The organism is Pleomorphovibrio marinus (genome assembly GCF_003347495.1).
Lineage (GTDB): Bacteria > Bacteroidota > Bacteroidia > Cytophagales > Cyclobacteriaceae > Pleomorphovibrio > Pleomorphovibrio marinus.
Genome location: NZ_QCXY01000015.1, coordinates 29,894 through 41,868, shown reverse-complemented (window position 1 = coordinate 41,868; position 11,975 = coordinate 29,894). Strand labels below are relative to the sequence as shown.

The following is an 11,975-nucleotide window of genomic DNA, read 5'->3' as shown; positions in this document are numbered from 1 at the left end:
ATTTTTGAAAGGGATTAGCGATGCTGGAAGGACAGGATTCCCCCATGGAGGATTAACTTCGGGCCATTGCAAAGGGCCTATGGAAGTTTGCGTTTCTATTGAAGAGCAGCGATTTTGGGGTGTAGTGGATACTACACCCAGTCGGGGTACTTTTCTACTTTTTTCAATCAAAAACCTTTGTGCCCTCAGTGCCTCCTTCGTGTACTCTGTGGTTAAAACATTCCGGAGACCAATCCATCAATTCCCCCTAAAACAACTCACTCCGTCTCTTAGTCACTACCTCAACTTCTCTCCCTCCCCTTCTAGTTCAAACTATTAATCCATTTGGCGATTTTTAGGGCATCCTCTTCTGGCACATGGGGCATGGGCGGCATGGGAGTGGCATAATCCGGCCAGTTCTGGGGTTCAGGGGTGTAGATAAGTTCCACCATCCTTTCCGGACTGTACTTTCTTTTGGCAATATCCTTATATGCCGGCCCTACCTGCTTGCTGTCCTCCTGGTGGCAGGCGATACAGGTGTGTTTGGTAAGCAGGCCCTTTACCACCTCCGCATCGATTGCCTCTTCCTGGGCGGGTGCGGGGCTGGCCTCAGTGCTGGGGCTGGCCGCTGCCACGGCCTTGGGAGTCACATTCTTTGGCTCCTCTTGCTTCGGCTCCTCCTTGGGAAGGGCTGAATTATAGGTGCTCATTTCGGCACTGGCCAATTCCGGGCCTTCCGGGATATTGTTGAGGGTGTAATAGGCGGAAGGATGCACCAGCGAATAGCTGCTGCCCTCTTCCCTTACCCCGTCCAGGCGGATATGGTGCAGGTAATATTGCTTCAGCCCATCCACTTTGACCCTTACCTTCAGCCTGTCGGAAGACACTTGGACTCCTTTTACCTCCGCCATATCCATGTCCACTGGTGGGCTGCCATAGACGGGATGGTACTTGTAGATAAAAGTCTGTATGGAATAGGAAGCCAGGTCCTCTGCGGATTTTCTGTCCACCGGCTTGGTAAACTCGATTTCGAACCCATCCGGCATGGCTTTTACGGTACTCATTTCGAAGGGCACTTGCCCGTTCCATACCAGTCGTTCCAGGCCTTCGTCTGCATCTCCGGCAGAGCCCCAGCCCCGGTTGGTTTCCCCCACAAAAAGAGAACCGTCGTTGCCCCAGGTCATTCTTAGCACCCCGGAATTGAAATTACTCCTGAAATCGAATGCCACGCCCTGCAGTTCTCCTTTTACCTCTTCCAGCACCACACGCATGATTTTACTCTGTCCCTGGTCCCCTACCAGCAACTGCTCCTCAAAGGGTCCAAAATGCCCCTTGGGTATCTTGATGGGCTCGGAGGTAGAAATCCCGTGAACGCCGTATGGGAACCACACCGCAGGAAGCTTTAATTCAGGGAAGCTTTCCTTTACCTGATACATGGTCTGGTATTCCTCGTTTTGCACGTTTTCCGGTTTGATGTAGCGGCCCAGTTCATTCTTTTCCTTCCTTGGGTTCACTACTTGGTTGAAGGCCGCTCTCTCTGTCTTCACCGGGGAACCTGGATGGGAAGACCACTCCAGGCCTGCTGGGTTGCCTACAAAATCCCCCTTCTGTACATGCCAAACACCTCCGGAGGCCATATAATCCCCCTGATTTTCGGTGTAGAACAACTGTCCATCTATCATCCCCAGCCCGGCAGGGGAACGCATGCCTACCGCTAGTGGCTCCAGTTGTCCTTCCGGACTGATTTTTAACATCCATCCCCTAAAGGGAACCTTACTCTCTCCCCTCCACCATTCCTCACTGAAAAAACCCAGGTTGGTGGACACGTAGAAATTGCCTTCCTCGTCCATAGTGGGGCCATAACTGTACTCATGGTAGTTTCCTGTCAATGGCCAGGCATACACGGTCTCATAGCGATCGGCCTTGCCATCGTGGTTGGTGTCGGTGAGTTTGGTGAGTTCCCCACGTTGGGCGCAGTATAGGGAACCTTCATGGTACCTTAAACCCAAAGGCTCATGCAAGCCGGAGGCAAATTTCCTGAAATAGGGTCTTGCACTGCTGGGGTTCTCCACCACGTACACCTCGCCCCTTCGGGTACAGAGGGCAATGTTACCATTGGGAAGAGTGGTGAGGCCACCCACTTCCAGCAGGGTACCCTCTGGCGGGGTGACTCTTTTGATACGAAAATAGTCCTCTTCCATGGGGGACTCCTGTGCCAAGGTGCTCACCGAAAAAAGGAGAACAAATAAGCTGGATATATAGAAACTCGATTTCATGGTTGCTGTAAATTAAAATAGTAAGGAATAGCTGGCCTCTCCGGTAATGGGCATTCTAAGTTCCTGGCCTTCTCCGGCATCGATAATACCGGCATTGCCCTGGTGCAGCTGGATGTAGTAGGTTTTGTCATCGACGGCATACAGGCCATCTCCCAAATCCTGAATCTGAGCCCCAGCGGCAAGACGTAGTGAAAAACCCTCTGGAGCATCGGAAACCGTGATTTTTCGACTCAGTCCCTTTCCCTCAGCAAGCACTTCCAGCTCATCGGCAACATGAGCCCCGTGTAATTCATACTGGTATACCAACTGGTACTCCTGACCCATTGTTCGATATCCATGGCTTCTGAAAGCTGTACCCGTACTGTCGCTGGGCCAGGCATCTTGATCCTGGCTGAGTTTGGCCAGTGCAAAGGAGGGCTTGCCTAAACGGCTTACCGCTCCGGAGGGCCTGGAGGAACCGTCACCCCTGGAGTTCCACATGGGTGTGGCGTCCAAAAACCCCCCTCTCCATACCTGCACCAGGTTTCCGGATAGCAGGTCATAGGTATAATGCACATTTTGGGGGGATCCCACCGATACCGCATGGGTTAGCCTGCCATGGCCAGGGACATCCATAAAGCTTCTTAGTACAGGCCTTTCTTGTTGGTTTACAAGTATGGCCCCTACGCCACTAGCTCCTTCGCTGGCACTTTGGCTGAGCTGCTTTTCCCTAACCCCAGGTCCGGAAATGCTCCAACCCAAAGCCGCAGGCATCCAAGTGGTCCTTTTGGAAAACCCCAGTTCCACCTCATGCTCTCCTTTTTCCAACTCCACTTCTATATTTCGGTTGCTGGCATTGTAGTCCAGTACTTCTTTACCTCCTATTACCAAGTGCCCCTCTCCGCCAGGGGTTTGGACACGCATTTTGTATTTTCCGGTTTCCGGCACACTTAGGTTGCCATGGTACACCGCCAAATATTGGTTGGCCTCGGTCTTAAAGTCAGACCCCAAAGCAGTGAGTTCTCCGCTCAAGTCCGCTTCCAGGGAGCCCAGGTCGGGCTTTTGCTCGAAGGCTCCTTCATACAGCTTGTAAGTGAGTTCACTTAGGCTAGGAGTGGGATTGTCAAATGGGGTTATTACCAGGTTTCGGATGGCCACGGGGCCATGGTCCCCCTGTATCATCAAAGGGCCCCTAGCGGTTTCTTCCTGGGAATAGGCACTGCGGGTAGGACCCAACAATTCTACATTTTCATGTATAGTCACCCCGTTTAGTTCCACGCTGAGCATTTTGGCGTTGGAAATTTTATTGCCGGAGTCATCAAACCTGGGTGCCTGAAAGGAGATTTTCACCTTCTGCCAAAGCCCGGGTGCCTTGCTTACATTGTACCTGGGTGCATAGCCTTGGTACCCCTTTTGCCCCTCTGGCCTGTTTTCGTCCCATCTTTCATAGATACCCCCGTTGTCTCCGGATCCGGGATTAAGCTTTGTCCAGGAGTCCAAAATTTGGACTTCATACCTTCCCTGTAGGTAGATTCCCGAATTGGATCCCCGGAAGGTCATGTATTCCAACTCCAGGTCCATATCCCCGTAGTGTTCCTTACTGAGCAGATCCTTGCCCTGGTTCCTTTTGGTGGGTTGGTTAAGCAGGATTCCCACTCCCTTGCTGGCCTTTAGTTGTTCCTGGTTTTCCAGATCTGCAAAAACATCCGACACCAGACTCCAGGTCTTGCCGGGAGAATCAAAAAAATCAAGTTGACCGAAATCCACCTTTTTTTGGGAATGCCCAATTTGAGGTAGTACAACCAACAGCAATCCGCAGCCAATCAACCTGAGCCAATCACATTTCACTTTTGTTTGGTATAAATTCACTTCCAATGTAGGTTAGAATGTTAAAGTTGCCGTGGATAGGTGGCCACGGGCTTTTTTGGGTTGTAAAAAAAGGGTTTTTTACTTAATAAAAAAACCCTTTCTGTATTAAAGTGTTTGCTACACCAGTTAATTTTTGCTTCCAAGCTTAGCTGTTATTACCAACTTCTACTGTTCCTCCTGCTACTTGGAAATCCCAAGTGGCAAACTGGGGAAAAGGGAGGAAATCCAAAAGAACTATTGGTAGCAACTTTACCTCCGGGATAGGAATTTTGGTTCCCACTCCGCCTTTTACAGGATTTTGCGTACAGTCTAGACGTAGAAAAAGAAGCAAACCGAGAGATTATAATTTTTCATAAAAATCAGAAAAAAAACAATCCCTCGGTTAGTAATAGCAACCATTTCCCACGGATGATATTTTTAGCCAAAAGGCAATCCCGTATGGAAAAACCTTTGCCCTTATTAATCAGCCGTTCCTATGGCATGTACCTGGAAGCCGATCTTTCTCAAGGCCTCTTTGTCCAGCAGGTTTCTTCCGTCAAAGATATGAGCAGGTTTGAGCATGGAGTCATAAATCCTTTGCCAATCGTAGTCCTTGAATTCATCCCATTCTGTAAGGATGGCCACAGCATGTGAGTTTTCACAAGCCTTATAGGGGTCCTTTATCACCTTTAAGGCCTTTCGGTTTTCTTCCGGTGACCTGGTATCTAGGTAATCCAGATCGGTAAATACTTGCTCCTCCGTTACCTTAGGGTCGTATACCGACAAGCTGGATTGCTCGTTCAACAAATGATCTGCCACATAGATGGCGGCGGATTCCCTGGTGTCGTTGGTGTCTTTTTTAAAGGCCCAACCCAAGAAAGTTATTTTTTTGCCGCTTACTGTATTATAGAGCGTGCGGATTATTTTTTTGGCAAAACGCCTCTTTTGGTGGTCGTTCATGATGATCACCTGTTCCCAGTAGTCGGCCACCTCATTAAGGCCATAAGACCTGGAAATATACACCAGGTTTAAGATGTCCTTTTGGAAGCATGAGCCCCCAAATCCCACAGAGGCCTTAAGGAACTTGGGGCCAATCCTGCTGTCTGCACCAATTGCCCTGGCCACTTCATTGATATCTGCCTCGGTATGTTCACAAAGCTCAGATAGGGCATTGATGGAGGATACCCGCTGTGCCAAGTAGGCGTTGGCAGTAAGTTTGGAGAGTTCTGAGGACCAAACATTGGTAGTGAGGATTTTATCCCTAGACACCCACTGTGCGTAGATATCCACTAGTGCCTGAATGGCTTTTTCTCCCTCCGGAGACTGCTCACCGCCAATCAAAACCCTGTCCGGGTCAAGCAAATCCTCTACAGCAGTACCTTCAGCCAAAAATTCGGGATTGGAAAGGATTTGGAAGTTCAGCCCATTGCCCGTATGGGTAAGGATATCCTTAAGGGTACTGGCAGTACGGACAGGCAAGGTGGACTTTTCCACCACGATTTTATCCCCCTTTGCCACCTTGGCGATTTGCCTGGCGCAAAGCTCTATCCACTTTAAATCTGCAGCTTGGCCTTTGCCTTCCCCATATGTCTTGGTGGGTGTGTTCACCGAAATAAAAATCATCTCGGCTTCGTCAATTGCCCTGTCCACATCTGTGGAAAAAAACAGGTTTTTATCCCTGGCATCCGCTACGATTTCACCTAGGCCGGGCTCATAAACGGGAATGTTGTCAACATCCGGGTCATTCCAAGCCGCAATTCTCTTCTCATTAATATCCACTACGGTGACTTTTATCTGAGGACATTTTTTGGCTATAACAGCCATAGTAGGCCCTCCAACATATCCCGCACCAATACAACAAATGCTTTTAATGCTCATCTTTTAAATTATAAGTGATTATTTAACTTATTAAAACAGTTTGAAAATGAATAAAAAACTTTAACTAATGCCTATTTTGAGTTTTGAGGAATAATGAAATTCGAGGGCAAAACTAAGGCAAACAACCCAAAATCAAAAGTAATAGGCAGAATATAAGATGGTGAATCTTTGGATTTTGTGCAGGTTAAAAAGCCATCTCGTGTGTTTTCTTGCCGAAAGCGGTTAAATAGATGATTTTGATATCTAGGGCCACCGACCAGTGATGGATGTACCAAAGGTCATGCGCTGTTCTTTGTTCCTTCTGCTCGGAGGTTTCTGTGGGTCCCCTCCAGCCATTGACCTGTGCCCATCCCGTGATGCCCGGCTTCACAAATTGCCGGAGCTTGTAATTGCTCACCGAAGCCTGAAATTGCTCCTCCAGCACCTTTCTGTGTGGCCGGGGACCTACTACGGACATATTGCCCTGAAGCACATTGAAAAACTGAGGAAGTTCGTCCAAACTATATTTCCGAAGGAATTTTCCAAATGGGGTGACCCTTGGGTCATTTTTCCGGGTAGAAAAAACCCCCGCGGTGCTATCGTCATTTTCATACATGCTCCTGAACTTATAAAGTCGGAAGGCCTTCCCATATTGGCCTATTCGACGGGGACAGTACATCACAGGCCCTCTGCTTTCAAGTTTGATGCCCACTGCTATCAGAAGCATCAGTGGAGTTCCCAACACCAAAAGCACAGAGGCAAAAACCACATCGAAGCACCGCTTTGCCCATGCCATATATAATTGGTCAAGGGAAATTTGCCGCATGCTTAAATAGTAATTGTCACCATATCTTGCCGATTTATAGGAGATGCCCTGTAAGCCCCCAAAACTATCCACATATTTTAGTCTAAGGCCGTAAAAGTCTGCGATACCAACCACTTCTTGAATCACCTTATGCTTTTCCATGGGAAGAGAAAGGATAAGTTCCTGCACTCCCAAGCTGATGATTACGTTGCCCAGGTCTTTTACGCAGCCCAACACCTTGAAATTTCCCTGTTTATTAGAAGTAGTTTTCTTAGGAGAAACGAAACCCAACACCTGATACCCAAGCTCCGGATTTTCCTTGTAATATTCAGCCATCTTCCTCGCAGGCTTACCTAAACCCACAATCAGCACCTTTCTTGCGTTTCCACCCCTTTTTCTATTATATCGTATCAAAATGGAAAGCCCGGTATTACCCAAAAGGGATGCTATTACATTAGCCCCCAATATTCCGCCAACAACTTCTCTGGTAAATGCTGGGAAATCAAATAAAAGTACCAGCATGGAGATGCCCACCATAAACATAAAATGGCTATTCAGCAAGTTTCTGAACCTAAAGTAATGGTTGTTGTGCAAGTGAATGAAATAAAGCTTATTCCTGTAACCAATCAACTGCCAAATGACCAAAAAAAGCAAAAATACGCCGAAGTCATATTTGCTTAATGTTGCGCTTTCCCCAAAGCTAGTCCTCACCCAAAAGAAGCAAATCGCAAAAACAAGTACATCTACCGTTTTGTACAGGAGCGCCAAATGCTGGTCTGATTTGTTCATAAAGTCGGTGATACTTTTTCTACGGAATCATTCAATTTTGATCCACAAAGTTAGTTTACAATCAGCAATTTAATGAAAAATACTTATTGACGAACTAATAAATGAAGAATTATCTTTCTAAGAATAAAGTTTTTTATGACTAATTCTGTTTTATATATAATTTTTATGATATTAATACCCTTTTGGTTTTTTTGGGAAGGACCCTTTTTTCTGTGTAGGATATAATACATAAAAATTAATGTGAAACCTATTTTATAACTTGTAAAAGGATATATTTGTAAGCAGTTAATCACTTCACCAACCTAATAATTGCCTTTTCGGGTAATGACCAAATCAGATCAACAACTGGCCTCCCTTTATTTCACGGTAGATTTACTGGTCCTGGTGGCCTGTTTCATTGTTTCTAATCTATTGTTTAGCCATTCCAGGATTGAAAAACTAGAAATTACCGTGTTAAGCGGATTAGTGCTGATGTGGATTGTAATCGGGTATTGGAGAAAACTTTATCTTATACACCTGCACAACAGCTTTAAGTTCAGGATGGTCAATTACCTGAAATCCTATTTCATATTATTGGGTTGTTTGTCCATCTCATATCTCTTTATCAATATCCCGGATTATGAAAGGGATGTGGTGACTGCCTTTATTGTGGGTTTTCCCATCGTTAACCTAGGGGGGAACCTGATCATCATCCACCTGATCAGCAACTTGAGGAAAAAAGGACTCAATATCCGTAAAACAGCAATTGTGGGGGTGGGGAGCTTAGCCAGTAAAATAGACTGTTATTTCCAACAGAACAAAGATTTCGGCTACCAGATCCTGGGCTTTATTTATGATGAAGAGGAACACCTAGAGGTAAAATCGCAACATATCATCGGAAGCCTTCAAGAGATCAACCAACTAATCAGCGAATATGATCTGGATGAAGTAATCATTGCCTTGCCCTACAATTCCTCCAAAAAAATAAAAAAGGTAACCCAAGCAGCCGATTACCATGGTATTAGGGTCAAGTATATACCCGATTATGAAGGCCTGTTTGGGGGAAGGTTCAAAATGACCAGATACGGTGACTTGGATGTACTCAATATGCGACAGATATCCTTGGATGAAATCTATGCCTCTTTTTTCAAAAGGGCTTTCGATATTCTTTTTTCCCTGGGTGCACTTATCGTATTGATGCCGGTGGTTGCCTGGATTGCGTATCGGATCAAAAGGGAAAGTCCAGGTCCGTTGATTTATGCTCCTATTCGGGTAGGGAGGTCTGGAAAAGCCATCAAGGTGTTTAAGTTCCGGACCATGTACCAATGCGACGACATCTATAACGGGTATAATTCCACCACAAAGAATGACCCCAGAATCACGGAATTCGGGAAATTCCTGCGCAAATACAGCCTGGATGAACTCCCCCAATTCTTTAATGTGCTGATAGGGGACATGTCTGTAGTAGGGCCTAGGCCACATAGAAGCCATCTCAACGAACGCATGCAAAAGGAAGTGCCCGGATACATGATCCGACATTACCTTAAGCCCGGTATCACGGGATGGGCACAGGTAAACGGATGGAGAGGTCCTACCGAAACAGAGGAACAACGGCAGCAGCGCACCCGGCACGACCTCTGGTACTTGGAAAACTGGTCCCTTTGGTTAGATTTCAAGATCATCTTTCTTACCGTGTTCAGCAAAAAAGTACACGAAAAAGCGTTTTAGTTAGGTTTTCAAACCTTGGAGGTTTTTCGAATAAACTCCCCGGATCAGAAGCGGTCCTCTCTAAAATTCCGGGCTCCCAGTCCTAATTCTGAGAAATAAGCAAAAGTCCCAAATCAAAAAACTTCCGTTTACTTAGATTCCCTATGTACGCCAACCTGCTAGAGGCAGGTGAATCAAAAACCTTTCGGAGAACGACCAAATCCCGAACAAGCACCTTCCCTCTGTCTCTCAGTCACAAAGTTCCTCTGTCCCTAATCCGGCGATTGTTTTATCACGACTGGATATTTGCCTTCCGTTTTTTTTGAATGTCTTTTATGAATTTGAAATCCGAGGACTTGAAATGCAATATCTCCCGTATGGGAATACCCACTTCCAAGGAATAGACCCAAAGAAATATCAGTGCTGCCAGGGAATAGCTGATTGTGGATGCAATCGCAGCACCGTTGGCCCCCATACCTGGAATTAACCAAATATTCAAGATGACGTTGACAATCAGGGCCGGAACCATAGACTTCAAGGAAATCCAGGGTTTCCCCCTTCCCGCCATGTCCATGTTTAATACTTTGTAAAAAGTAAGTAGCAGTACCCCCGGCAGAAGGTACATCAACACAGATGCACTAGGGATAAAGGCCTCTCCAAAAAGGAGCTGGATCAGCCACTCCGCTCCAATGGCCATTACCAAACTGGCGAGCCCGATGGCAATGATGGATATCCTCAACAGTTTAACCACGGACAGGGAGAAGGCGTAGCTGTTTTTGGAGGTGGCACTCCTTGCAAAAATAATGGTGCTCAGCATCATGGGGATTTGCCAAAGATGCTGGATCAATCCCGATCCTTTGGAATAGATGCCTGTCTCATAATCGGAGGAAAGCCTATTGAGCAAGATAATATCCACTTTATAATTTAGGTTCATCATCAACAAGGCAATTGCGTAAATCACACCAAGGGACAAAAGGGACTTAATCACTTTAATTTCTACCCTGAATGAAAATCCATTTATAAACCCATTAGACCTGAGCATAATGAGTGACATGAAGAACGGCCCAAATATCATGGAAAACATGGCTCCTATGATAGACAAATCCAATACCACCACCAATAGCAAGGCTCCCAACAGGGATATCAAAGGAGGAATCCAATTTACTTTGTTGAATTTCTTGATTTGGTTTTTGCCCAAGAAATAGCCGGAATTATAAGTGTTAAACAAGGAGAAAGGTATGGGAGAAATGGCCAGAACCACAAGGGTCATATTGTCTCCAGAAGTTGAAAAATAACGAATCAGCACAAAGCAGGTGAACAAGCTTAGCACCGTGCTCAGCATCCAAATTTGCACCACCGACCTTTTGATTTCCGCCTCCGGATATATGCCCTTACCCACAAAATAGGCGGTGGACTGCCGTATGCCCAAGGAACCGATGGCCATAAATAAGCTTGGGAAAACAATAAGGGAAGCTATGGTACCATTGAGTTCAGGCCCCAGCCACCTTGCCAGTATGACGGACTTCAGCAAACCAAAGGTGATGATCCCTGCCTTGCTAAAGACCACACTCAACAAATCATCCAGAAAACCTTTCATAACCTCACTTGTATCGGGCTGTACATCAAATCACCCGCTGTTCCACCTCCAAAAAGAACCCATACCTTTCCTTCACTTTCTGCTGCACATGGTCAATGATGCCTAAAATATCCTTTCCTTGGGCATTGTCATGATTGATGATAAAGCCTCCGTGTTTTTCGGAGACCTTTGCTCCTCCCACCGTATAGCCCTTCAATTTCAGTTCATCCATGATAGCGCCCACAAAATAACCCTTAGGCCTCTTAAACACACTTCCTGCATTGGGAAAATCCTTGGGCTGCTTGGCCCAGCGCTGGGCTTTGATGGTTTCCATTTTTTCCCTGATGCAGTCTCGATTCCCCTTTTTTAGTTGCAGGAGGGTTGATAATACCAATTTGTCCCGATTTCGTTGAAAGAAACTGTTTCTATATTCAAAGCCTATTTCGGATTTTTCTATGGTCTTTATTTGCATGTCCTCCAGATCCAGATAGCGCACCCTTACCAGCACGTCTTTGATCTCCTCTCCACTTGCCCCGGCATTCATCACCACGGCACCGCCCAAGGAGCTGGGAATGTCATAAAAAATTTCCAGCCCACTTAGTCCATGTTCCAAAGCCAACTCACTTAAGGCAAGCATGGACGCCCCGGACTCTGCTTCAAGGGAAGCGCTGGACTCATCCACTTCCACTTTACTGAAGTTTCCGTTGAATATCACAAACGTCTCCTCATAGTAGGGTTTGGACAAAATCACATTATGGCCGCTGCCCAAAAGGACGATGTTTTCCCCATGCTTTTGGTAAACTTCGATCAAATCCTGTTCGGATTCCGGAAAAACAGCCTGCCTGCAATGGGACTGAATTTTGTACGAGTTATACTCCGTCAAGTCAAAATGCGGAAATACCTTCATTCGGATGATTTCATAGATTAAAGTGCAAAGGTAAATTCATTTTGCCACTTTTCATGCAAGGTGTAAAAATTGTTTGATCCATGTGGGAGCTAAAATCCCTTTCTGGAAGCTTTTGGGGAATACTGTGAAGTCCGTTTTTTGGAAAAAATAGTTATTCCATAAGGCAGGCCAGTCAATGGTAGGAAATTTTGGGGAAGAACGTTTATGGTAGGAGACTGTTCGGCAAACATAAAAAAAGGGAGCCAGAAACCCGGCTCCCTTTTTATAGATATG

At 46.1% G+C, this 11,975-nt stretch carries 7 protein-coding genes; 1 reads left to right on the top strand and 6 read right to left on the bottom strand.

Annotation, left to right across the window (positions count from 1 at the left end; genetic code table 11):
- Positions 1-302: 302 nt before the first annotated feature.
- The 4 genes from DB520_RS25065 to DB520_RS25045 all read right to left on the bottom strand — a co-directional run bounded on the left by DB520_RS25065 (position 303) and on the right by DB520_RS25045 (position 7,533).
- Positions 303-2,255, bottom strand: a complete 1,953-nt coding sequence (locus DB520_RS25065) for a c-type cytochrome (RefSeq protein ID WP_114752539.1) — start codon at positions 2,253-2,255, stop codon at positions 303-305.
- 12 nt (positions 2,256-2,267) lie between these two features.
- Entirely contained in the window at positions 2,268-4,103 is a 1,836-nt protein-coding gene (locus tag DB520_RS26890; RefSeq protein WP_198675456.1) for a 3-keto-disaccharide hydrolase, read from the bottom strand.
- Positions 4,104-4,562: 459 nt separating this feature from the next.
- Positions 4,563-5,960, bottom strand: coding sequence for a UDP-glucose 6-dehydrogenase (locus DB520_RS25050; protein ID WP_114752537.1), 1,398 nt, complete (start codon positions 5,958-5,960; stop codon positions 4,563-4,565).
- Between the two features lie 184 nt (positions 5,961-6,144).
- Positions 6,145-7,533, bottom strand: coding sequence for an undecaprenyl-phosphate glucose phosphotransferase (locus tag DB520_RS25045; protein WP_114752536.1), 1,389 nt, complete (start codon positions 7,531-7,533; stop codon positions 6,145-6,147).
- A 324-nt stretch (positions 7,534-7,857) separates the two neighbouring features.
- Between DB520_RS25045 and DB520_RS25040 the strand changes: the two genes are divergently transcribed.
- Complete coding sequence (locus tag DB520_RS25040) at positions 7,858-9,240, top strand: undecaprenyl-phosphate glucose phosphotransferase (RefSeq protein ID WP_114752535.1); 1,383 nt, start codon at positions 7,858-7,860, stop codon at positions 9,238-9,240.
- 271 nt (positions 9,241-9,511) lie between these two features.
- Here the strand turns inward: DB520_RS25040 and DB520_RS25035 are convergent, their stop codons facing one another.
- Together DB520_RS25035 and murB are read right to left on the bottom strand one after the other, a co-directional pair.
- The gene (locus DB520_RS25035; RefSeq protein WP_114752534.1) at positions 9,512-10,816 is read right to left on the bottom strand and encodes an oligosaccharide flippase family protein; all 1,305 of its coding nucleotides are present in this window, start codon (positions 10,814-10,816) and stop codon (positions 9,512-9,514) included.
- A gap of 25 nt (positions 10,817-10,841) precedes the next feature.
- Entirely contained in the window at positions 10,842-11,702 is an 861-nt protein-coding gene (gene murB, locus DB520_RS25030) for a UDP-N-acetylmuramate dehydrogenase (protein ID WP_114752533.1), read from the bottom strand.
- Positions 11,703-11,975 lie beyond the last annotated feature (273 nt).

Coding starts and splice junctions, on each gene's coding strand:
- DB520_RS25065 (WP_114752539.1), bottom strand. CDS start 2,255: ATGAAATCGAGTTTCTATATATCCAGCTTATTTGTTCTCCTTTTTTCG.
- DB520_RS25050 (WP_114752537.1), bottom strand. CDS start 5,960: ATGAGCATTAAAAGCATTTGTTGTATTGGTGCGGGATATGTTGGAGGG.
- DB520_RS25045 (WP_114752536.1), bottom strand. CDS start 7,533: ATGAACAAATCAGACCAGCATTTGGCGCTCCTGTACAAAACGGTAGAT.
- DB520_RS25040 (WP_114752535.1), top strand. CDS start 7,858: ATGACCAAATCAGATCAACAACTGGCCTCCCTTTATTTCACGGTAGAT.
- DB520_RS25035 (WP_114752534.1), bottom strand. CDS start 10,816: ATGAAAGGTTTTCTGGATGATTTGTTGAGTGTGGTCTTTAGCAAGGCA.
- murB (WP_114752533.1), bottom strand. CDS start 11,702: ATGAAGGTATTTCCGCATTTTGACTTGACGGAGTATAACTCGTACAAA.